A 22,832-nucleotide genomic window follows, 5' to 3' on the forward strand; every position below is an offset into this window, starting at 1 on the left:
GCGAGCAATTCCGGCGGACTTATTTGACCGCCGCGGCGGCCATCTTCTCGACTTTGACGTAATCGGTTTTGCCGGTGCCGAGCACGGGGATTTCCGGCACATGCACGATCTTGCGCGGGATCGCGAGTTCGGAAACGCCGTGATTGTGCACCCAGCCGATCAGCTCCATGCGGTCGGCTTCGGGATTGGTGGTGACCAGCGTAACCGCTTCGCCTTTGCGTCCGTCGGGGAACGCGATCGCGGCATGGGCGAATTCCGGCCACACCGCCGAGGCGCAGTTTTCGACCACGGCCAGCGACACCACTTCGCCACCGACTTTGGCAAACCGCTTCATGCGGCCCTTGATGGCGACGAATCCGTCCTCGTCGATGGCGACGACGTCGCCGGTGTCGTGCCAGCCGTCTTTGAGCGGCTCGATCACGCCCGGATTTTCCGGACGGATGTAGCCGAGCATGACGTTGGGGCCTTTGAGGAACAGACGTCCGGCGCCGGGAATGCCTTCCACCGGCTCGAGACGGGCCTGCATGCCGGGCATCAGGCGGCCGACCGTGCCGGGACGCGCCGCGCCGGGCTGATTCACCGCCGCCACCGGCGAAGTCTCGGTCACGCCGTAGCCTTCGAGAATGTCCATCGCATATTTGCGCTTGAACAGCTGGCGGGTTTCGTCGCGCACGCGCTCGGCGCCGCAGATAGCCATGCGCAGCGAATTGAGATCGCCGACTTCGCCCGCGCGGGCGTATTGCGACAGGAATGTATCGGTCGAAAGCAGGATGGTCGCGCCGTGCGCCTTGATGCGGCGGACGATTTCGTGCGGCTGCAGCGGCGTCGGATGATAGATCGACTTCATGCCGAGCAGGAGCGGCATCAGCGAGCCGGCGGTCAGTCCGAAGCAATGGAAGGTCGGCAGCGGGTTGAACATCGCGTCGTTGGGATAGAGCGCGACATGGGCGCGGCACTGCTCGACGTTCGAAAGAATGTTGGCGTGGCTCAGCGCGACGCCCTTGGGCAGGCCTTCGGTGCCGGAGGTGAACAGGATCACCGCCATTTCGTCGGGATCGCTGCTGCGCGAGACGAGGCCGGGGAGGAACTGACCGACACCGGCAGTCAGCTTGTCCATCACGCCGAGTTTCTCACGCACGTCTTCGAGATAGACGATCTCGGCAATGTTCGCGAGTTCGGCAATCATGCCGTCGAGCTTGGCGAGCTCGATGAAGCGGCGCGCCGTGACGATGCGCTTGATCTTGGCGGTGCGGCAGGCGCTGGTGACGCCGGCAGCGCCGTTGGTGAAATTCAGCATCGCCGGAACGCGGTTGAACGCGCTGATCGCGAAGAAGGAAATGATAGAACCGGCGCTGGTCGGCAGCATGATGCCGACGGCTTCGCGCGCCTTGGTACCTTTTTTCAACGCATGGCCGAGCGCGAGGGAGGCGCGCACGATGTCGTCGTAGGTGATGGCGCGGTCGTCGCCGTCGATGATGATCGGACGTTTACCACCGTAGATCGCACGGGCATCGGCCAGCGCCTGGAAGACGGACTTCTTCGTTCGAACCATGTCGAACGGCACCAACTCTTCGCCGGATGCAGCGGCGACTGTCGCGATGGCCAAATGCTCCTCCCCCAGGGATGGCGAGCAGGTGCTCGCGCCTTGGCTGTTTTGCATAAACCTAACGAAGACGGCCGGTTAACGGTAGTGGCAAGTTGTCGGGCCGATCACCCAGGCTCAAAGCCGGAGCGGCTCTCTATTGCGACAGCATGGCGAACGCAAGCGCGCTTACATCGCAGCGCAAACGGACTGAACCGTACGGTCGGGTGCTTTAGGCGGGATCGAGCTGGGCCTTAATGACCTTTTCTACCTTGCGGTAGTCCGGCTTTCCGGTGCCGAGGACCGGAATCTCCTCGGCCAAGAAAATGCGCCGCGGAACGGCCAATTCGCTGACCCCGTGACGCTGTGCCCACACCACCAGATCGGTGCGCTTGGCCTCGGGATTGGTGGTCAGAAGCACAATCTGCTCGCCCTTGCGCTCGCCGGCGATAACGATGGCCGCATGCATATGGTCCGGCCAAAGCGAGCTGGCGCAGTTTTCTACCACGCCGAGCGACACGGTCTCGCCCCCGACATTGGCAAAGCGCTTGAGCCGCCCGCGGATGGTCATGATGCCCTCGTCGTCGACCGAGACCACGTCGCCGGTGTCGTGCCAGCCGTCTTTGGGCGGATCGATCACGCCGGGGTTTTCCGGCTTGATGTAGCCGAGCATGACATTGGGGCCGCGAACGAACAGCCGCCCTGCGCCGGGAATGCCTTCGGCCGGTTCAAGACGCGCTTCCATGCCGGGCATGATGCGGCCGATTGTGCCGGGATGAAGATCGCCCGGCTGCTGGGCGGCGACGATCGGCGAGCATTCGGTCAGGCCGTAGCCTTCGACGATTTCGAGATTGTGCTTCTTGCTCAGAAGGCGGCGGGTTTCGTCGCGCACTTTTTCGGCGCCGCACACGGCCATGCGGACGGTATCGAATTCGCCGGGTTCGGCGATGCGTCCGTATTGCGACATGAAGGTGTCGGTCGAGAAGAAAATGGTGGCGCAGGTCTCCTTCACCCGCTTGACGATTTCGTGCGGCCGCAAGGGGGTCGGATGCAGCACCATCCTGGTGCCGGTGAACATGCCCAGCAACGCGCCGACGAGGCCGTAGCAATGGAACGTCGGCATCGAATTGAACCAGATGTCGTGCGGGTAGAACGCCTCGTGACGGCAGACCTGCACGATATTCGTGAGGATGTTTTTGTGCGACAGCGCCACACCCTTGGGCTCGCCTTCGGTACCCGACGTGAAAAGGATCACCGCCGGCTTGTCGTGGTGCGGGCTCGACGCCACCAGCTTGGGCATGAACTGACCGACGCCGGCGGCGAGTTTGTCGCGCAGGCCGAGCTTGGCGCGCACGTCTTCGAGATAAACCAGATGGACCTTCTTCGAGAGTTCGGCGGCGAGGTCTTCCAGCTTCGCCAGTTCGATGAACTTGCGCGCCGTAATCACGCGCCGGACCACGGCGGTCTTCATCGCGCTGATCATGCCGGCGGCGCCGCTGGTGAAGTTCATCATCGTCGGGATGCGGCCGAACGCCGACACCGCGAAGAACGAGATGATCGAGCCGGCCGAGGTCGGCAGCATGATGCCGATATTCTCGCCGTGCGACGTGCCGCTCTTGAGCGCATGGCCGAGGGCGAGCGTGGCGCGCACGACCTCATCATAGTTGAGCTTGCGGTCATCGCTGTCGACCAGGCAGATGTGCCGGCCGCCGAATTTCTCGCGCGCATCGAGCAAGGCCTGAAACAAGGTCTTCCGGCTCTGCAGGAGCTCGGAATGGGCAAGGGGCCTGCCCGCGAAGACGGCAACGCCGGCTGAACTCACGTGATCATCTCCCGAGGGGCCGGTTCAATCCGGTCCGCGTGTTAGGGCGGCAAACCTAATCGAACCCTGGCCGCAGGGGTAGGGTGGCGTGGATGTTGTCAACATCCTGGCGCACCGGTATGGCAACGCCACCCTTGGATTATAGGTCCGCGGCGTCCTATATGCATATTCATGACCGTCGTCATCGACCAAAACGAGAAAGATCGCCGCGCCCCAAAGGCAGGGGATCAGCCGCGCCATCCCGAAAAAGCGCATCGGCCCGATAGCCCGATCCAGCGCAAGCCCGAATGGATTCGGGTCAAAGCGCCCGGAGGACGGGAATATGCCGGTACCGAGAGCGTGGTGCGCGAACACGGGCTGCATACGGTGTGCGAAGAGGCCGGCTGCCCCAATATCGGCGAATGCTGGACCCACCGGCACGCCACCATGATGATTCTAGGCGACACCTGCACGCGGGCGTGCGCCTTCTGCAACGTCAAAACCGGCCTGCCGGGCCCTCTGGACTTGGCCGAACCGGCCCGAGTCGCCGAGGCGGTGGCCCGCTTGGGCCTCAAACACGTCGTCGTGACCAGCGTCGACCGCGACGACCTGCCCGACGGCGGTGCCAAGCATTTCGCCGACACCATTACCGCCATCCGCGTCGCCAGCGCCGGTACCACGGTCGAAGTCCTGACGCCCGATTTCCGCGGCAAGGCCGGCGCCATCGAAGTCGTGATGGCGGCACGCCCCGACGTGTTCAACCACAACCTCGAGACGGTGCCGCGCCTGTACCTGTCGATCCGTCCGGGCGCCCGCTACTTCCATTCGCTGCGCCTGCTCGAACGCGCCAAGGAGTTGGCGCCCGACGGCTTCACCAAGTCCGGTCTGATGGTCGGCCTCGGCGAAACCCGCGAAGAGATCATGCAGGTGATGGACGACATGCGCTCCGCCGGTGTCGATTTCCTCACCATCGGCCAGTATCTGCAGCCGACCAGGAAGCACGCCGCGCTCGACCGCTTCTGGAGTCCCGAAGAGTTCAAGGGCCTCGAAGCCACCGCGCGCGCGAAAGGCTTCCAGATGGTCTCCGCCACGCCGCTGACCCGTTCGTCCTATCACGCCGATGCCGACTTCTCGCAGTTGAAGGCCGCTCGCGCGGAACTGTTGGCGAAAGGCTAGATCTTTCCTCCCCCGCGGTTCTCAATTGCGGGAACCGTACTTTGTTGGAATAGCGGGGGAGGTGTCGTCCGAAGCCTTGGCGAAGGATGACGGAGGGGGGATCGACGGACCGCCGTATGACCACGCACAAAGAATCCCGCACCCTGCCGTATACGGCCGATGTGATGTACGCCATCGTGGCGGACGTCGAGAAATACCCGCAGTTTCTGCCCTGGGTGACGGGCCTTCGCGTCGTGCGCCGGATCAGCGACACCGCATTCGACGCCGAAATGCGTGTCGGCTTTGCCGGTCTGTCGGAGCGCTATGTCAGCCGCGTGACGCTCGATCCGGCCGCCCACACCATCGACGTCGTGAAGACCCAGGGCGGTCCATTCCGCCGTCTCGAAAATCACTGGCGCTTCACGCCGAAGACCGAGAGCACCTGCGAGGTGTCGTTCGCCATCGCGTTCGAATTCAAGAATCCGATCCTCAACGCCGTCGCCGGACGCGCGTTTCAGACCGTGATGCTGCAGATGGCGAGCGCCTTCGAAGCGCGGGCGCGAGTGCTGACGAAGCGGACCTGAATCTCTGCCCCCGCGGGCGACACTGTTGTTGAAACAGGCACTAAGACCGTGGGGGAAGTCCGCGTTAGCGGAAAGGGGGCTTCAGTACTTTCGCAGGTGAGCCCCCTACGGCGCTTCGCGCCACTTCCCCCACGCGTTATGTGCCAACACAAACATCTCCTCACGCGCGGGGGCAGAAACAAAGGCGCGTCCGGGATGACAGCATCGCATCCGCCGCGAAACGCGCAGCGCACATCACACCATCACTAGCATTACCGCGCCGCTGTGAACGTCACACGCTGGTCGGACTGCTTCTTGAACTGCAGCGTGACCTTTTCGACTTTGCCCTTCTGTTCGACGCCGACCACCCGCACGTTCGAGAACGTGGTGCGCAGGGTTTCGCCCCGGATGGACACGTCGAACAGGACACGGTCGTAGAAGGTCTTGGCCAGTTGGGCCTTTTCCAGCGCGGCATGCTCGCCGGTCATCTCGAACCAGAACACGTTGGTCGGCTTCGACCAGAACCAGCGGCCCGAGCGGGTTTCGGTCCCCCACAGGCCGACCTGAATCCAGCCGTTGTGCTGGCTCTCGGTGGCATTGCCTTTGATATCGCCGACTTTGACGAAGCTGCCGTCGGCGAACGCCGGCGCGGCGAGAAAACTCAGAATGAAAGCGAACGCGGCAAGACGATGAGCGCGCATGGGCGTCTCCTCTCCACGAACACTGGAGAGCATTCTACGCCTGTTTGCGTCCGATACGATATGGAAACGAAATTTCCGAAATCAGAGCAGTTTGAGAAGTAATCGAAGGGCCGCCTCAACCGTCTTCAGCCGCACCATGCCGCGTCCGATATCGCCGAAACGGTGTTCTTCGTGCAAAGTCGGCCCGCCTTCCAGCGCGACGGCCGTATGGACGAGGCCGACCGGTTTGTCCGCCGTGCCGCCGCCCGGACCGGCGATTCCGGTCACCGACACCGCGAGTTGTGCCAGCGAATGCCGCACGGCGCCTTCCGCCATGGCGCGCGCCACCGGTTCGGACACCGCGCCGTTCGCTTGGATCAGCGCCATGGGAATACCGAGCAAATCGGCCTTGGCTTCGTTGGAGTAGGTTACGAATCCACGCTCCACCACGTCGGAGGAGCCGGGAATTTCCGTCAGCAGTCCCGCAATCAGCCCGCCGGTGCAGCTTTCCGCCGTCGCGATACGCAGTCCCTTGGACTTGGCTTCGTTGAGGACGACGGCGGCCAGTTCGGTCAGGCGAGGGGGAAACATCAGGAGCGCAATCCCAAAAGTGTGAAGCGGTTTTGGGATAAATTGCGCGACAGATCAACCGATCAGATAAATCCCGAATAGGCGAACAGGAAGACGACCACGCCGGCGAAGATACCCGCCACCACGTCGTCGGCCATAATGCCCAGACCGCCGCGCAGGTTCTCGGCTTTCTTCACCAGCCACGGCTTGGCGATGTCGAACAACCGGAACAACAGGAACGCCAGCACGAACCCGCCCCACGACAGCGCCGGATCGCCCGGCATCGCCGCCAAGCCGCCGATGGCGCAGGTCAGCCACTGGCCGGCGAATTCGTCGATCACGCAGTCTTGCGGATCGTCCTTGTCGACTTCGATGAAATAGCCGTCCGCCACCCAGACGCCGAACAGGGTGGTGATGAGCGCCAGCGCCATCATGCCCATCCAGCCGGTCAGCCACATCACCGGAATGGCGATCACGAGCGCGACGAGACTGGCGATGGTTCCGGGCGCCTTGCCGGCGCGTCCGAGGCCGAAAGCGGTGGCGAATTGGGCGAAAATGGTCATGGCAGGCGTACCGTAGCGATGGCCTCCGCAGCAATACCTTCGCGGCGGCCGGTGAATCCGAGGCCTTCGGTGGTGGTAGCCTTCACGCTGACGCGCGAAAGCTCGAGTTTCAGGATTTCGGCGATCTTGGCGCGCATCGCTTCGCGATGGGGACCGACCTTGGGCCGCTCGCAGATGACGGTCACGTCGACGTGGACGATGGTTCCGCCTTTGGCGCGCAACAGCCCGGCGGCGTGATCGAGGAAGATGGACGAGGTGGCACCGCGCCAGCGTTCGTCGGTGGGCGGAAAGTGCATGCCGATGTCGCCGTCGGCGATGGTGCCGAGCAGGGCGTCGGTCAAGGCGTGCAATGCCACGTCGGCATCGGAATGGCCGACGAGACCCTCCGTATGCGGAATTTTGATGCCGCCGAGCCAGATATGGTCGCCGGGGCCGAATTTGTGCACGTCGAAGCCGGTGGCCGTGCGGGTATCGCCGAGCCGCGCAGCCAGGAAGATCTGCGCCGTGGTGAAGTCCTCGGGCGTCGTGACTTTCATGTTGTTGGTCTCTCCCAGCGTGGCGACGATCTTGAGGCCGTCCAGTTCCGCCAGAGCCGTATCGTCGGTCACCTCTTCGTCGGCACGGTCGCGATGCGCCTTGAGGATGGGCGCGAAGCGGAAGCCTTGCGGGGTCTGGGCGCGCAGCAGGCCTTCGCGTGGCACCGTCACCCACTTGCCGTTCTCGAGCTTGCGCAGGGTGTCGGACACCGGCACATGCGGCACGGCGCCGTCGGCGCCCGCTTCCAGCGCGTCGATCACCCCATCGATCAGGCTCTTGGACACGAAGGGGCGGGCGGCGTCGTGGATTAGGACGTAATCGGGCGCTTCCGGCTCCAGCAGCTCCAGGCCGCGGCGGACGGTTTCCTGCCGGGTGGCGCCGCCAAATCCGACCGGCCGCAGGTTCAGCCCCGCGACGGCTTGCTCATAAAGATCGGTCTGATCCGGACCGACCATCACCTGAATAAGGGCATCCGGGTAGTCGGCGAACGCCTCCAGCGTCCAGCGCAGCATGGGTTTGCCGAGGAGCCGGGCGTACTGCTTGGGCTGAGCCGCTCCGGCGCGCACCCCCTTACCGGCGGCTACAATCAGAATCGCAAGACGGGGCATGTCGGCTGACTCGGGCAATGAAAAAGCGGCTCTGGATACGGCATCCCTGGCCGAGTTCCTAGCCTGCGACGTTGGGATGCGGTAAACATGCCCTAACGAGTGCAATCAGCCTGTTGCACACTTTGACAGCAATGGCCTATCATGCCCAAGTATTAGGCATGGACGCTTTCGTGGCCGCACACCCTTTTGATCTTCCCGCAACTGCCCAAATTGCCAGCGCGCTCCCAATGCCGGTGATCGTTGTTGGGCCGCAATTGCAGATCGTCTTCGTTAATCCCGCCGCCGAGCAGTTCTTTTCGACTGGCGCCGGGCACCTCCAAAAGCAAACCCTCAAGGACCTCATTCCGTTCGGCAGTCCGGTGCTCCAGTTGGTCGGGCAGGCGCTTGAACGCCGCGCTTCGGTCAACGAGCGGCACGTCGATCTGACGACGCCCCGTCACGGCGAGCATGTCGCCGACGTCACCGTCAGCCCGCTGATCGAGCCCGAAGGCACGGTCGTCATCACCCTGCAGGAGCGCAGCCTCGCCCAGCGCATCGACAAGCAGTTGATTGCGCGCGGTGCGGTGCGGTCGATGCACGGCATGGCGTCGGTCTTGGCGCACGAGATCAAAAACCCGCTCGCCGGCATTCGCGGCGCGGCGCAGCTCATCGAACAGCAGCTCGCGCCTGACGACCATGAGTTGACCCAGCTCATTCAGGCGGAGACTGATCGCATTCGCGGTCTGATCGATCGGTTCGAAAGCTTCGGCGACACCCGCAGCTTTCCGCGGGCGCCGGTCAACATCCACGAAGTGCTCGATCGCGTCCGCCGTGTCGCGGAGTCGAGCTTCGGGCGCAATGTGAAGTTCATCGAGAGTTTTGACCCGTCGCTGCCGCGCGTGCTCGGCGACCACGACCAATTGATCCAGGTTTTCCTCAATCTCGTACGCAACGCAGCCGATGCGCTGCCGGAGCAGGGCGGCGAGATCACGCTGACCACCGGCTATCGTCCCGGCGTGAAATTCGGCGCCGCGGTAGCGGGCGAGCGGGTCAGTCTGCCGCTCGAAGTCACCGTGCGCGACAACGGCCAGGGCATCCCGTCCGATTTGATGCCCTACATCTTCGATCCTTTCGTGACCACCAAGCGCGGCGGCTCGGGCCTCGGGCTGGCGCTGGTGGCGAAAATCATTGGCGACCATGGCGGCGTGATCGAATGCGATTCCGTGCCGCGCCGGACAGTCTTCCGCATCCTTCTGCCGAAGGCATCGACCGGAGTTGAGGAGACAACGAATGCCTGACGGCACTATTCTGATTGCCGACGACGATTCCGCCATTCGCACGGTGCTGAACCAGGCACTCGGACGAGCGGGTTATAGCGTGCGGACGACCGGCACGGCCGCCGGGCTGTGGCGCTGGGTATCTGCCGGCGACGGCAATCTCGTCATCACCGACGTGGTGCTGCCCGACGAGAACGGTTTCGATCTGATCCCGCGCATCAAACGGCTGCGGCCCGATCTACCGATCGTGGTGATGAGCGCCCAGAACACCATTCTCACCGCGATCACTGCGGCCGAACGCGGCGCGTTCGACTATCTGCCGAAGCCATTTGACCTCAAGGAACTCACCTCGGTCGTGCAGCGCGCTTTGGCGGTGCCGCAGAAGTCCCCGCGCGAATTGGCGGCGGCCGAAGCCGAAGGCGAAGAGAACGGTCTGCCGCTGATCGGCCGTTCCGCCGCGATGCAGGAAATCTATCGCGTCATCGCGCGCCTGACCCAGACCGACCTCACCGTGATGATCATGGGCGAAAGCGGCACCGGCAAGGAGCTGGTCGCCCGCGCCCTGCATGATTACGGCAAGCGCCGGCACGGCACGTTCGTCGCCGTGAACATGGCGGCGATCCCGAAGGAACTGGTCGAAAGCGAACTGTTCGGCCACGAGCGCGGCGCCTTCACCGGTGCCACCAACCGCGGCGTCGGCCGCTTCGAACAGGCCGAAGGCGGCACGCTGTTCCTCGACGAAATCGGCGACATGCCGCTGGAAGCGCAGACCCGTTTGCTGCGCGTGTTGCAGCAGGGCGAATACACCACCGTCGGCGGCCGTACGCCGATCAAGACCGATGTCCGCATCATTGCGGCTACGAACCGCGATCTGCGCCAGCTCATCCAGCAGGGCCTGTTCCGCGAGGATCTGTATTACCGCCTCAACGTCGTGCCGCTGCGCCTGCCGCCGCTACGCGAACGTGCCGAGGATATTGCCGATCTCGTCCGCCACTTCCTGCGCAAGGCGGAAGAAGAGGGCCTGCCGGCCAAGCATCTCGATCCCGAAGCGCTCGATCTGCTCCGCCATCATCGCTGGCCCGGCAATGTGCGCGAACTGGAGAACCTGATCCGCCGTCTGGCCGTGCTGCACGCCGGCGATACCATTCCGGCGGCGGCCGTTGCGGCCGAACTGAAAGAGCCGGCGAAGTCCTCCAGCGCCGAGGACGGCGAGGAACCGGTTTCGCTCAGCGCCGCCGTGGAACGCCACCTGACGAAGTATTTCGCCACCCATGGCGACCGCCTGCCGCCGCCGGGCCTCTACGACCGGGTTCTGCAGGAGATCGAGCGGCCGCTGCTGTCGATTTGTCTTGCCGCCACCCGCGGCAACCAGATCCGTGCCGCCCACCTTTTGGGGCTCAACCGCAATACTCTGCGCAAGAAAATTCGCGATCTGGGCCTGGAAGTGATTCGCGGTCTCAAGACCGAATAGACAGCGTCTACTGGAGCAGACGCGGGGGTGCGTCGGGCTCCAGACGGTGGCGGGGGCGTGCGGGCCCCCCGCACCCGACCTTATTTCCCCCGCCATGAAATCGCCTCGAAATTAACCCTAACCATCATCGCTCACCATTGCATTCTTGCAACAGGTGGCGAGTGCGCTACACTGTGTCTTTCCGGAGCGGTTGGCGGAGCTTAGCACCGCGCCGGCTTCCAAACGGTCGGGTATGGTTGGAACGAACGTCGTAAAAACCTCAGGTTCGGGAGGGCTATCGGGTTTTGCCTGGTTAGCCATCGGGATGGCGCTGCTCGGCTTGGCCGTGAGCGGCTACCTGTTCTACGTGACCCTCAGCCGAGGCTCCGAGCTGTCGCCGGTGATGGCGATCATTCTCGCCATCTTCCTGTTCGCGATGGTGCTGGGACTGGGCACGCTGGTCGCCTGGGGTCTGGTGCGGCTGTGGTCCGAACGGCGGTCGGGGCGGGCAGGGGCGCGTCTGCGGTCGCGGCTGGTCGGCACCTTTTCGCTGGTCGCGATCGTGCCGACGATTTTCGTCGCGATCTTCGCCGCGGTGACTCTCAACCTCGGTCTTGAGAGCTGGTTTTCCGGTCACGTGAAGGCGGCGCTGTACGGCGCGGAGAACGTCGCCGAAACCTACATGCAGGATCACGCCAAGGGCATCCTGAAAGACGCCGCCGAGATCGCCACCAAGCTTCAGGAAGATCCCGAGATCGTCGACTGGAAGCAGCATCAGGTCCATCTCGACGTCCTGTTCGGCAAGCTAGGCGGAATGACCAACGATCATGGCCTGGTCGGCTCGTTCGTGATCGACAACAACGGCACGGTGCTGGGATCGGCGGCCAAGCTGAAATTCTCGCCCAAGCTCATCCCGAAGCCGGAGGATTATGCCGACGCGCGGGCGGGCAACATCGTCATCGGCGGCATCGCATCCGACGGTATCGTCGATGCGCTGGTTCAGCTCACGGTGTTCAAGGAAACCGCGCTCAAGGACCAGTACCTCCTGATCGTGCGCAAGGTCGATCCCAAGGTGTTCGCCTACTACCAGCGCACCCGCAACGTCATCAACGACTACAAGACCCTGGAGCATCAGCGCTCGAGCGTGCTGCGCAATTTCGCCTTGCTGTATGCCGCGGTCGCGCTGGTCATGCTGCTCGCCGCGATCTGGCTGGGCCTCGGCTCCGCCAACCGCATCGTGCGGCCGATTTCGCGCCTGATCGGCGCGGCCGAACGGATTTCCGAAGGCAACCTCAAGGTCCAGGTCACGGTCGACAAGGACGACGACGAGCTTGCCAATCTCGGTCATGCCTTCAACCGCATGACCGGCCAGCTCGATGCGCAGCGCGAAGCGCTGATCGCCGCCAACCGCCAGATCGACGAACGCCGCCGCTTCACCGAAACGGTGCTGGCCGGCGTGTCGGCCGGCGTGATCGGCGTCGATGCCGACGGCAAGATCACCATCGTCAACCGCGCCGCCGCGCGCCTGCTCAACGCCGCGCCGGAGGAACTCGAAGGCCAGCATTACGCCGAGGCCGTTCCTGAACTTGCGGCGTTGATCCGCCGCGCGCTGACCGAACCGGTCGGCCGCTCGTCGGGCGAGGCCACCGTCAAGCGCGGCACCTCCACGCGCCAGCTCTCGGTGCAGGTGACGAGCGAGCACGGGACCCATTCGACCGGTTTCGTCGCCACCTTCGACGACATCACCGATCTGGTTTCGGCGCAGCGCACCGCCGCCTGGGCCGACGTCGCCCGCCGCATCGCCCACGAGATCAAGAATCCGCTGACGCCGATCCAGCTCTCGGCCGAGCGCCTGAAGCGCAAATACCTCGACGCGATCGGCGAGGACAAAGCCGTGTTCGAGCAATGCACCTCGACCATCATTCGCCAGGTCGGCGATATCGGACGCATGGTCGACGAGTTCTCGTCGTTTGCGCGCATGCCCAATCCGGTGATGCGCAAGGAGTGCGCCCAGGAACTTCTATCCCAGCCGCTGTTTTTGCAGCGCGAGGCGCATCCCGAAATCACCTTCGAATCCCACTTGCCCAAGGACATGGTCTATTTCGAAGGCGACGGCCGCCTGATCGGCCAGGCCCTTACCAACATCATCAAGAACGCCACGGAAGGCATCGCGTCGCGCTTCGACAAGGGCGACGACACGCCGGGAAAAATCTCGGTCGCCATAGAAACGACCGACTCGAGCGTTGCTTTCCGCGTTACCGACAACGGCATCGGCCTTCCGGCCGAACACAGGCATCGCCTGACCGAACCGTATGTCACCACGCGCGCGAAAGGCACCGGCCTCGGCCTCGCCATCGTGCGCAAAGTCATGGAGGACCATGGCGGCGAGGTTCTCCTCGAAGACGCCGCGGAAGACGGGAAGGGCGCGAGGGTTTCTCTCGTGCTCCCCCTGAAACAGAAAACTGTGCGTGAAAAAGGTCTGATCGATGAGCAAACACGGATTGCCTCTCGCGTCTGAAATCCTGGTCGTTGACGACGAGGAGGACATTCGCGATCTCATCGCCGGGATTCTCGGCGACGAGGGGTATGAAACGCGGGTTGCGGCCGACAGCGATACCGCACTCGCCGCCGTGCGCCAGCGGCGACCCCAGTTGGTCGTGCTCGACATCTGGCTGCAGGGCTCGCGCCTTGACGGCATCCAGGTGCTCGACACCATCAAGCGCGAACATCCCGATCTGCCGGTGGTGATGATCTCGGGTCACGGCACCATCGAGACGGCGGTCGCTTCGATCAAGAAGGGCGCCTACGATTTCATCGAGAAGCCGTTCAAGGCCGATCGCTTGATGCACGTCGTGCAGCGCGCTCTCGAAGCGGCGCGGTTGAAGCGCGAGGTGCAGGAACTGAAGCTGAAGGCGGGCGAAGAGACCGATCTCGTCGGCCAGTCCTCGGCGATGGCGCAGATTCGTCAGGCGGTCGAGAAGATCGCGCCGACCAACAGCCGCGTCTTCATTTCCGGCCCGCCGGGCTGCGGCAAGGAGCTGCTCGCGCGCCTGATCCATGCCCGTTCGCGCCGTGCCGGCAACGCCTTCGTGGCGGTGAATTGCGCCACCATGGAACCGGACCGCATCGAGACCGAACTGTTCGGCGCCGAAACCAACGAAGGCCCGCGCAAGATTGGCTTCTTGGAACTGGCGCACAACGGCACTCTGTTCCTCGACGAAGTCGGCGACATGCCGCTCGAGACCCAGGGCAAGGTGTTGCGCGTGCTGGTCGACCAGACCTTCACCCGCGTCGGCGGTACGCAGCGCGTGCAAGTCGATGCCCGCGTGGTGTCGTCGACCTCCAGCGACCTGCGCAACGAGATCGCCGCCGGCAAGTTCCGCGAGGATCTGTACCACCGCCTCAACGTGGTGCCGCTGCGGGTGCCGCCGCTGAGCGAACGCCGCGACGACATTCCGCTGTTGGTGCAGCACTTCATGAAGCGCCTCAGCGCCGCGAGCGGTCTGCCGATCCGCGAAATCGGCGACGACGCCATGGCGGTGCTGCAGGCCCATAACTGGCCCGGCAACGTCCGCCAGCTTCGCAATGTGGTCGAGCGCTTGTTGATCCTCGCGACCGACGATGCCGCGCAGGCGATTTCGGCCGATCTTCTGCCGTCCGACCTGAGCGCCGGCGCGCAATGGAGCGGCGGCAACGGCCGTTCCGATCTCGTCATTTCGCTGCCTCTGCGCGAAGCCCGCGAAATCTTCGAGCGCGACTATCTCATCGCCCAGATCAACCGCTTCGGCGGCAACATCTCGCGTACCGCGGCCTTCATCGGCATGGAACGCTCCGCACTCCACCGCAAGCTGAAGTCGCTGGGCGTGGGTTCGAACCTGACCGGCCGCGAAGGCGTGAGCGTGTAAACGCAGTCTGAATTGAGCGACTGAACGTCTTTCCTCCCCCGCGGTTTCCGCTTTTCACGCCGCACGTTGGCGCAATAGCGGGGGAGGTGGCTCACTGCGCAGCAGTGAGACGGAGGGGGAGCCGTCTTGTTGTCGTAGGCGCGGGGGCGCTATTGTCCCATACGCAATCTGGGACAATTGCTATGGCCGATCCCTGGAAACCGGCATTGACCGGCCGCGGGCCGTTGTACGAAAGGCTCGCCGCCGCCATCGAGCGCGACGCTAGATCGGGCGTCCTGGCGGCCGGTAGCCGCCTGCCGCCCCAGCGCGATCTGGCGTACCGCCTCGGCGTCAGCGTCGGCACGGTCACCAAAGCCTATATCGAAGCCGAGCGTCGCGGGCTGTTGCGCGGCCATGTCGGGCGCGGCACCTACGTGGCCGGAACCGATCCGGCCGGCATGGGCGTTGGCGCGGTCGATCTGTCGCTCAACATTGTGCCCGCCGGCCCGGCGACGCGCTATTTCAGCGACGCCATGGCGGCCGTCCGGCGCCGTGCCGACTTTCTCGACAGTCTGGCCTATGCCCCGCTCGACGGTGCCGAGTGGCAGAAGAAAGCGGCCGCAGGCTGGCTCAAGGATACCTCGGGCTATGAAGCCGATCTTTCGCGACTGGTCCTGACCGCCGGCGTCCAGCACGGTATGTCGCTGGCGATGAGTGTTCTGGCCAAGCCGGGCGATACCGTGCTGTGCGAAGCGGCGACGTTCTTCGGCATGAAATCGCTGGCCGAGCACACCGGCCTGAAACTTCATCCCTGCGCCCTCGACGGTGAAGGGTTGAAGCCATCGGCGCTGGACAAAGCGGCTGCCGAGACCGGCGCGCGCGTTCTCTACACGATGCCGACGGTGCAGAATCCGACCGCCCGCACGATGAGCCCGGCGCGTCGGCGCGATATCGCCGCCGTCGTTCGCCGCCGCAAATTGTGGGTGGTCGAAGACGACGCCTATGCGCTGTTCGCGCCGCGCGATGGCGGGCGGCCGACCCTGGCCGAACTGGTGCCTGATCGCGTCTTTCATCTCGGCGGCATTTCCAAAGCGATGGCACCGGGCTTGCGCGTCGGATTTCTTGTCTGTCCGCCGGGACCGTTTTTCGAACAGACCCTGAAGGCGATCCGTGCCGTGCTGTACGCGCCGCCCGCCTGGGGTGCGCTCGTGTTCGGCCAATGGATGCTCGACGGAACCGCCAAGCGGATTGCCGACGCGATGCGGCGCGAGATTGCCGTTCGTGCCGCGCTGGCCCGCAAGATCCTCGGCGCGCCGTATGCCGCCGCCATCGGCGACACGCCGCATTTCTGGATCGCGGTGCCGGAGCTGGAGGCCGAACGCATCGCGGGCAGGGCGTTGCGCGCCGGTGTATCGGTCACTGCGCCCGATGCGCCGCTCGTTTCGGGCGGGCGCGAAAGCGGCATTCGCGTCTGCCTCGGCAGTCCCGACAGCGCCGCGACACTCGCCATCGGACTCGAACGCCTCAAGGCCGCACTTGCGCCCGGCGTCACCGCCGCCGAAGCCGCGCTCGTCTAAATTGATCCATAGGACAAAGTAGGAATTGAACTAGAGGCGATCCGCAGCAATCTAGCGTGTGACTGTTACGAGGGAACGGACACATGCTGCACGACCTGCCTGCGGAAGACCTGTTCGACGCGGCCAGCACCCGCGCCAAGGCCTATCTCGCCTCGACCGCAGACCGTCTCGCGGCGCCTTCGCCCGAAGCCGTTGCGGCGCTGGCGCGGTTTCGCGAGCCGCTGCCGGCCGCCGGCACCGAGGCATTGGACGTCGTGCGCCTGCTCGACGAATTCGGTTCTCCGGCGACCGTCGCCACCACCGGCGGGCGTTATTTCGGCCTTGTCATGGGCGGCGCGCTGCCGGTGACCGTGGCCGCGAACTGGCTGGCGGCCGCATGGGATCAGAACGCCGTCTTCCGCTGGACCTCGCCGGTTGCGGCGGAACTGGAAGACGTGGCGCTCGGCTGGTTCGGCGAGTTGTTCGATCTGCCGGCAGGGTTCGGCGGCGCCTTCGTCAGCGGCTCCTCGATGGCGTCGGTCACCGCGCTCGCCGCCGCCCGGCATGCGGTGTTCGCGCGTGCCGGCTGGGATGTGGAAGAGGAGGGGCTGGCCGGTGCTCCGCCGGTCACCATCGTCGTCAGTGAGGAACAGCATCCCTCGATCCTCAAGGCGCTGTCGCTGCTCGGCTTCGGCCGCAACCGCTGCATCCGGGTGCCGGTCGACGATCAGGGCCGCATGCGCGCCGATGCGCTGCCGCCGCTCGACGAGCGCACTATCGTCTGCATCCAGGCCGGCAACGTGAACACCGGCGCCTTCGATCCCGCCGCGGAGATTTGCGCTCGCGCCCGCGAGGCGGGCGCCTGGGTTCATGTCGATGGCGCTTTCGGTCTATGGGCCAAAGCGGCCGCGTCCAGGGCTTCGCTCTCTGCCGGGTTCGAACAGGCGGACTCCTGGTCCACCGATGCGCACAAATGGCTGAACGTGCCGTACGACAGCGGCCTCGTGTTCGTGCGCGAGCCCAAGCATTTGCGCGCCGCGATGTCGGCAACCGCGGCCTATCTGCTGGAAGGCGAGGAGGGCGCCCGCGAGCCGTCGCATTTCACGCCCGAAATGTCCCGCCGCGCCCGCTCGATCGAAGTCTGGGCGGCGCTGAAGCATCTCGGCCGCGACGGCGTCGCCGATCTGGTCGAGCGCTGCTGCGCCCACGCCCGCCACTTCGCGCGCGGCCTGCAAGCACGCGGCTACGAAGTCTTGAACGAGGTCGTGCTCAATCAGGTTCTGGTCAGTTTCGGGTCGCCCGAAAGCACCCGCGCGGTGATTGCCGAGCTGCAATCCGGCGGCATCTGCTGGTGCGGCGGAACGGTCTGGCAGGGCCGCACCGCGATGCGGATCAGCGTGTCGAGCTGGGCCACGACCGCCAAGGATGTCGAGCTGAGCCTGGAGACGATGGATCGCGCCGCCCGCCGCGTGGCTGCGCGCATCGAGAACGTTCCCATGGCGGGACGCAGCCGCTAAGGTCCGCCGCGAAATTTTGGCGTCATACAGCATGTCCCGTTGGCCCACCCGGAAACCGCCCGGCCGCGTCGCGTATGTCGACGGCCGCTATCTCGTTCACGGCGACGCCGGGGTGCATGTCGAGGATCGCGGCCTGCAGCTTGGCGACTCCATCTACGAGGTCTTCCGCATCGCCGGCGGCCGCTTCCTCGACGAGGAGGAGCATCTCGACCGTCTCGAACGCTCCCTTGCCGAGATCGAGATGGCAATGCCGGTCGGCCGCGGCGCGCTCAAGCTGATCGCCCGTGAAGTCACCCGCCGCAACGCGGTGACCGAAGGCCTCCTTTATATGCAGGTCACGCGCGGCGCCGCGCATCGCGATCACCCGATTCCGAATCCGGCGTCGAAACCGACGCTGATCGTCACCGCGCATCGTCTCGACATTGCCGCCATCGCGCGCCGCCGCGTCGAAGGTGTGGCCGTTGTCACCGCGCCCGATCAAAGGTGGGCCCGGTGCGACATTAAGACCACGCAATTGCTGGCCAATTTGCTGGCCAAGACAGCCGCCCGCCGGGCCGGTGCATTCGAGGTCTGGTTCACGGATTCCGACGGCTTCGTCACCGAAGGCGCCTCCACCACGGCGTGGATCGTGACCCAGGACGGCCGCCTCGTGACCCGCAATCTGACCCACGCGATCCTTCCCGGCGTGACCCGCCGGGTGCTGCTCGAGGCGGCGGCCGAAGCGAAAATTTCCGTTGAAGAAAGAGCCTTTACGCCGGCCGAGGCGATCGCCGCCCGCGAGGCGTTCCTGACGGCCGCGTCAGCCGCGGCGATCCCGATCGTGACGGTGGACGGCCGTCCGGTGGGTGAGGGCAAGCCGGGTCCGCTGACCGGCCGGCTGGCGGAGATTTATGCCGCCAGGAGCTGAATCCGGACAACTTTCGGCCCCGGCGGCCGGTTGGTTAGTTTTCGCTTAAGGGTTTCAACTAGCGTCCGGAAACCCTTATGCTGAGCGCACACGCTTCGCAGGGGACGCGAAGCCAATAAGCAGACGGGTATAACGATGAGCGAAAAACAACAAAACCTGCAGGACACGTTTCTGAATGCAGTCCGGAAGAGCAAATCCTCCGTTACGATCTTTCTTGTGAACGGGGTGAAGCTTCAGGGAAATATCACTTGGTTTGACAATTTCTGCGTGCTGCTGCGCCGCGACGGCCAGGCGCAACTCGTCTATAAGCATGCGATTTCCACCGTCATGCCGATGGGGCCGATCCAGCTCCAGGAGCAGGAAACCGCTGCCGAGACAGTCTGAGTTTGAGTGAAGAAATCGAAACCGTGCGGGTCCGCACGGCTGTTGTCGTGCATGTCGAGCCGAAGTCGCGCGCCGAGGCCTTCGACCGCGATGCGAACGCACGCCTGTCCGAAGCGGTCGGCTTGACCGCTGCGATCGGTCTTAATGTCGTGTCGCGGCACATCGTTCCCCTAGGGCGCCCGACGCCTGCCACCCTGATGGGCTCCGGCAAGGTCGACGAGATCGCCGCCGACTGTGCCGCCGTCGAGCCCGAGGTCGTCATCGTCAACGCGGCGCTGTCGCCCGTCCAACAGCGCAACCTCGAGCGCGCCTGGAAAGCCAAGGTGCTGGACCGCACCGCCCTGATCCTGGAGATTTTCGGCGAGCGGGCGCGGACGCGGGAAGGCCGGCTTCAGGTCGAGCTGGCCCATCTCACCTATCAGCGGTCCCGTCTGGTCCGGTCGTGGACCCACTTGGAGCGCCAGCGCGGCGGCTTCGGCTTCCTCGGCGGCCCCGGCGAAACCCAGATCGAAACCGACCGCCGGCTGATCGGCGAGCGGCTCAGCAAGATCCGGCGCGAGATCGAGGGCGTGAAGCGGACGCGCAATCTTCAGCGCAAGGCTCGCCGGCGGGTACCGTTCCCGATGATCGCCCTGGTCGGCTACACCAACGCCGGCAAGTCGACCCTATTCAACAAGCTGACCGACGCCGGGGTGTTCGCCAAGGATATCCTGTTCGCCACCCTCGACCCGACCATGCGCGGCCTCAAGCTGCCGAACGGGACCAAGGCGATCCTGTCGGACACGGTGGGCTTCATTGCCGACCTGCCGCACGAGCTGGTCGCCGCCTTCCGCGCCACGCTGGAGGAGGTGCTCGAGGCCGACCTCATCGTCCACGTCCGCGACTGTGCTCACCTGGAATCTGAAGCACAAAAGGGGGACGTTCTTAAAGTTCTGTCTGAGCTGGGGGTAGAACTGGGGACAAACCGGCCCTACGTCGAGGTCCTCAACAAGGTCGACCTCTTGGAGCCCGAAGTCGCCGACGCGCTGCTCAGCGGCCCCCATAAGCCGAACCTGCCGGTCGCCGTTTCTGCCAAGACCGGCGAGGGTTTAGGCAAGCTGCTCGACCGCTTCGAGGCCGAACTTTCCAATGCCAACATTCGGTTTGAATTGACCCTGGACGCGGCCGATGGCGAGGCGCTGGCCTGGATCCACCGTCACGGCCAGGTGCTGGAGAAGACATACAAGGACGACGCCACCGTCGATCTGGTACTCTCCGCCACCCCCGCCGAACTCGACAAATTCGAGCACCGCTTCGGAGAGAAAATGCTGTCCGGGCAAGGGGAAGCGGAGGAAAGTTAAACCAACTTTCCTCTCCACGAGCGAGGCGCTCTCTTTTCTGCCCCCGCGCGCAACACGCTATCTCAACCCGCACTTCGGAGCGCGGGGGAAGTGGCGCGTCAGCGCCGTAGGGGGCTCATTTCCTGCGGTTGGCGAGCCCCCTTTCCGCGCTTCGCTGCGGACTCCCCCCGCGGTCTGATTGCCAGCCGGGAAAGCCATGCGCCCGCGGGGGCAGAAAGCTACTCGCCGCGTTCCTTCCCCTTCGCCTCGACCCAAAGCGCTTCCATTTCGTCCAGGCTGGCCTCGGCGCAGGACCGGCCTTGTGCTTTAAGAGCGGCTTCGATGTGGCGGAAACGGCGAACGAATTTGGCATTTGCCGTCCGCAGTGCCTTTTCCGGATCGACTTTCAAATGACGGGCGAGGTTGGCGACCACGAACAACAGGTCGCCGACTTCTTCCTCCAGCTTTTCCGGCCCGGCGCCCTCCGCCTGGGCGTCGCAGATCTCGGTCGCCTCCTCGGTCAGCTTTTCCACCACCTTTGGGGCACTATCCCAATCGAATCCGACCTTTGAAGCGCGTTTTTGAAGTTTCTCGGCGCGCATCAGCGCGGGCAGGGCGTGGGGCACGTCGTCGAGGATGGACATCGCCTTGGCGGCCCGTTCGCGCGCCTTGAGGGCTTCCCAGGCATCGGTCTGGGCGGCGGCGGTGTCCGGCTTGTCGACGTCGCCGAACACATGCGGGTGCCGGGCGACCATCTTGTCGACCAATGTAGCCACCACGTCCTGAAAGCCGAAAAGCCCGCTTTCCTCGGCCATGCGGGCGTGAAACACGACCTGGAACAGGAGGTCGCCGAGCTCCTCCTTGATGTGCTGCGGATCGCCGTCTTCGATCGCCGCGGCCACCTCGTAGGCTTCCTCGATGGTGTAGGGCGCGATGGTCGCGAAGGTCTGCTCCTTATCCCAAGGGCAGCCGCCGTTGGGATCGCGCAGCCGGGCCATCAGTTCAAGAAGCCCGGCGATGTCTCTGGAGGGATGCGTTTTTTCCATACCGGGGATAAAGCCCGCCGCGGCTTTTCCCGGCAATAGCCGCCATCAGCTCCCGGCGCGAAATCCGGTGTACGAATTGGCGCCCAGGCGGCATATGCCGGGGCGATACGTGTGGGGCTGCCACATTGAAAAACCAACCCCGGATAGAAATCTCCTGATCTGAAACCGAAAGGATCAGAGATGACGTCCAAAGTCGCATTCATGTTCGTGGCGCCCCAGACCGACCGCACCAAGGCCAAAGCCAAAGTGGTCACACCCGTAGCCGAGATCACCACGATCGGCGTCCAGAATTATGCCGAGGCCGAGGAGGAGGCTCTGAAGCTGGTCGCCGAAGGCATCACCGTGATCGAACTGTGCGCCGGGTTCGGCCACGACGGCACGGCCCGGATCGCCAAGGCCGTAGCCGAGAAAGCGCTGGTCGGTGTGGTGCGCTTCGATCTGCATCCGATGTTCGAGCACCAGAGCGGCGACGCGCTGTTCGCGTAAGCGGGTAGCCCAAGACAGGCGCCGGGTAACCCCGGCGCTTGCCTATCCAAAGTTCGTATAAGATATATTATGGGAAATTAGATGTCGAACTGGAAGGAGCCCTCCAACCGGCACCAAGGGCAAACCTCTCGATGCTGTCGATTGTTCGAGTAACTGCTTCAGAGATGCTGGCAAGCGTCGGAAATAGCGGTTGCCTCTGGATAATGCCAGCCTCGTTGATGAATATCTCAGCGGTAGGTTTTTTGTAGCTTTCAATCTTTAGGCCTCCGCAACCGGTAAGCATGAGATTTGCTTTCCCGCCAGGAGTAACGGCGGCAGTCGCGTCGACAAGTCTATTTTGATTGCGATCGACGGTATTGATCCCGGTAATCGTCATCGGACAGTAGATCGGAATCACCAGCCTATGCTTGTCACGCGCATCAAGTTTCCCGATTTCCCAAACAAGACTACCAGATGCCTTATAAGGACGGATTTCATCGACAATGAACTTTCCGATTCCAGGAACGGCAGCCTCTAGAGCGGCATTTCTGCCCTTCTTCCCCCCTCTCCCGCAGGTATTACAGGGATCACCAACATCTGTTCGAAAGGAAGATATGAGTTCTTCCCGGTTTTCGCCCATAGGGAACGTGAGACGCGTATTTTTCCAGCCGATCAGTTCGCTAACCGTGAAGTCTAAAGCGCAGCGCATACAATGGACTGCATCCCCAAGTGCGAGAACAATGTTGGCCGGAAGTGGATCAAGCGACACAATTTGGAGCCCTTGGCTACCATCCGCCTCATCCACAACATCGAGCTTGCAATAGTCAGTATTGAGAAATGCCGTCCAAAAATCCTTGAGGTAACTGATGTGCTTGACCGCCCAGAGGTGTTTCATCCTAGCCTGAAAGAATGGCTTTCGGGGATCAACCACCATAATTAATGCCCAAAATAGAAGAGTTAGGACGGAGCTTTTTAGCGTATACGAAAAG

20 protein-coding genes are annotated in these 22,832 nt (G+C 63.9%); 12 read left to right on the plus strand and 8 right to left on the minus strand.

Annotated features, from left to right (window positions below; all coding sequences use genetic code 11):
• Window positions 1–19: 19 nt before the first annotated feature.
• Entirely contained in the window at window positions 20–1,606 is a 1,587-nt protein-coding gene (locus FHS84_RS17605; protein WP_208393941.1) for an AMP-binding protein, read from the minus strand.
• Between the two features lie 208 nt (window positions 1,607–1,814).
• On the minus strand, window positions 1,815–3,404 hold the full coding sequence (locus FHS84_RS17610) for an AMP-binding protein (RefSeq protein WP_166936824.1): 1,590 nt from the start codon (window positions 3,402–3,404) through the stop codon (window positions 1,815–1,817).
• Window positions 3,405–3,575: 171 nt separating this feature from the next.
• Here FHS84_RS17610 and lipA point away from each other — a divergent pair, with 171 nt between their 5' ends.
• Together lipA and FHS84_RS17620 are read left to right on the plus strand one after the other, a co-directional pair.
• The gene (gene lipA, locus FHS84_RS17615; RefSeq protein ID WP_166936826.1) at window positions 3,576–4,559 is read left to right on the plus strand and encodes a lipoyl synthase; all 984 of its coding nucleotides are present in this window, start codon (window positions 3,576–3,578) and stop codon (window positions 4,557–4,559) included.
• 116 nt (window positions 4,560–4,675) lie between these two features.
• Window positions 4,676–5,122, plus strand: coding sequence for a type II toxin-antitoxin system RatA family toxin (locus FHS84_RS17620; protein WP_166936828.1), 447 nt, complete (start codon window positions 4,676–4,678; stop codon window positions 5,120–5,122).
• A 251-nt stretch (window positions 5,123–5,373) separates the two neighbouring features.
• On the opposite strand, the gene FHS84_RS17625 is transcribed toward FHS84_RS17620, so the two are convergent.
• The 4 genes from FHS84_RS17625 to FHS84_RS17640 all read right to left on the minus strand — a co-directional run bounded on the left by FHS84_RS17625 (window position 5,374) and on the right by FHS84_RS17640 (window position 8,059).
• On the minus strand, window positions 5,374–5,802 hold the full coding sequence (locus FHS84_RS17625) for an Hcp family type VI secretion system effector (protein ID WP_166936830.1): 429 nt from the start codon (window positions 5,800–5,802) through the stop codon (window positions 5,374–5,376).
• Between the two features lie 81 nt (window positions 5,803–5,883).
• Window positions 5,884–6,372 carry a CinA family protein gene (locus FHS84_RS17630; RefSeq protein ID WP_166936833.1) on the minus strand — a complete coding sequence of 163 codons (489 nt, stop codon included), beginning with the start codon at window positions 6,370–6,372 and terminating at the stop codon, window positions 5,884–5,886.
• Window positions 6,373–6,434: 62 nt separating this feature from the next.
• Window positions 6,435–6,914: a phosphatidylglycerophosphatase A family protein gene (locus FHS84_RS17635; protein ID WP_166936835.1), complete on the minus strand. Its 480-nt coding sequence runs from the start codon at window positions 6,912–6,914 to the stop codon at window positions 6,435–6,437.
• Entirely contained in the window at window positions 6,911–8,059 is a 1,149-nt protein-coding gene (locus tag FHS84_RS17640) for a bifunctional 2-C-methyl-D-erythritol 4-phosphate cytidylyltransferase/2-C-methyl-D-erythritol 2,4-cyclodiphosphate synthase (RefSeq protein ID WP_166936837.1), read from the minus strand. The genes FHS84_RS17635 and FHS84_RS17640 overlap by 4 nt, the downstream gene beginning before the upstream one ends.
• 158 nt (window positions 8,060–8,217) lie before the next feature.
• Here FHS84_RS17640 and FHS84_RS17645 point away from each other — a divergent pair, with 158 nt between their 5' ends.
• The 9 genes from FHS84_RS17645 to hflX all read left to right on the plus strand — a co-directional run bounded on the left by FHS84_RS17645 (window position 8,218) and on the right by hflX (window position 20,353).
• Window positions 8,218–9,336 (plus strand): two-component system sensor histidine kinase NtrB, encoded by a 1,119-nt coding sequence (locus FHS84_RS17645; protein WP_166936839.1) that lies wholly within the window; start codon window positions 8,218–8,220, stop codon window positions 9,334–9,336.
• Window positions 9,329–10,786: a nitrogen regulation protein NR(I) gene (ntrC, locus tag FHS84_RS17650; protein WP_166936841.1), complete on the plus strand. Its 1,458-nt coding sequence runs from the start codon at window positions 9,329–9,331 to the stop codon at window positions 10,784–10,786. Before FHS84_RS17645 ends, ntrC begins: the two co-directional genes overlap by 8 nt.
• A 304-nt stretch (window positions 10,787–11,090) precedes the next feature.
• On the plus strand, window positions 11,091–13,283 hold the full coding sequence (locus FHS84_RS17655; protein WP_166936843.1) for a sensor histidine kinase NtrY-like: 2,193 nt from the start codon (window positions 11,091–11,093) through the stop codon (window positions 13,281–13,283).
• Window positions 13,252–14,670, plus strand: a complete 1,419-nt coding sequence (gene ntrX, locus FHS84_RS17660; protein ID WP_166936845.1) for a nitrogen assimilation response regulator NtrX — start codon at window positions 13,252–13,254, stop codon at window positions 14,668–14,670. Before FHS84_RS17655 ends, ntrX begins: the two co-directional genes overlap by 32 nt.
• Window positions 14,671–14,852: 182 nt before the next feature.
• Entirely contained in the window at window positions 14,853–16,226 is a 1,374-nt protein-coding gene (locus tag FHS84_RS17665) for an aminotransferase-like domain-containing protein (protein WP_166936847.1), read from the plus strand.
• A gap of 83 nt (window positions 16,227–16,309) precedes the next feature.
• Complete coding sequence (locus FHS84_RS17670) at window positions 16,310–17,722, plus strand: pyridoxal phosphate-dependent decarboxylase family protein (RefSeq protein WP_166936849.1); 1,413 nt, start codon at window positions 16,310–16,312, stop codon at window positions 17,720–17,722.
• A gap of 31 nt (window positions 17,723–17,753) precedes the next feature.
• Window positions 17,754–18,629, plus strand: a complete 876-nt coding sequence (locus FHS84_RS17675; RefSeq protein ID WP_166936851.1) for a D-amino-acid transaminase — start codon at window positions 17,754–17,756, stop codon at window positions 18,627–18,629.
• Window positions 18,630–18,764: 135 nt separating this feature from the next.
• Window positions 18,765–19,013, plus strand: coding sequence for an RNA chaperone Hfq (hfq, locus tag FHS84_RS17680; RefSeq protein ID WP_166936853.1), 249 nt, complete (start codon window positions 18,765–18,767; stop codon window positions 19,011–19,013).
• A gap of 2 nt (window positions 19,014–19,015) precedes the next feature.
• Complete coding sequence (gene hflX / locus FHS84_RS17685; protein ID WP_208393943.1) at window positions 19,016–20,353, plus strand: GTPase HflX; 1,338 nt, start codon at window positions 19,016–19,018, stop codon at window positions 20,351–20,353.
• A 218-nt stretch (window positions 20,354–20,571) separates the two neighbouring features.
• On the opposite strand, the gene mazG is transcribed toward hflX, so the two are convergent.
• Window positions 20,572–21,378, minus strand: coding sequence for a nucleoside triphosphate pyrophosphohydrolase (mazG, locus tag FHS84_RS17690; RefSeq protein WP_166936855.1), 807 nt, complete (start codon window positions 21,376–21,378; stop codon window positions 20,572–20,574).
• A 180-nt stretch (window positions 21,379–21,558) separates the two neighbouring features.
• Here mazG and FHS84_RS17695 point away from each other — a divergent pair, with 180 nt between their 5' ends.
• Window positions 21,559–21,864: a DUF6506 family protein gene (locus tag FHS84_RS17695; protein WP_166936857.1), complete on the plus strand. Its 306-nt coding sequence runs from the start codon at window positions 21,559–21,561 to the stop codon at window positions 21,862–21,864.
• A 67-nt stretch (window positions 21,865–21,931) separates the two neighbouring features.
• Here the strand turns inward: FHS84_RS17695 and FHS84_RS17700 are convergent, their stop codons facing one another.
• Window positions 21,932–22,738, minus strand: a complete 807-nt coding sequence (locus FHS84_RS17700) for a hypothetical protein (protein WP_166936859.1) — start codon at window positions 22,736–22,738, stop codon at window positions 21,932–21,934.
• Window positions 22,739–22,832: the final 94 nt, after the last annotated feature.

This window comes from Rhizomicrobium electricum (genome assembly GCF_011762045.1).
Lineage (GTDB): Bacteria > Pseudomonadota > Alphaproteobacteria > Micropepsales > Micropepsaceae > Rhizomicrobium > Rhizomicrobium electricum.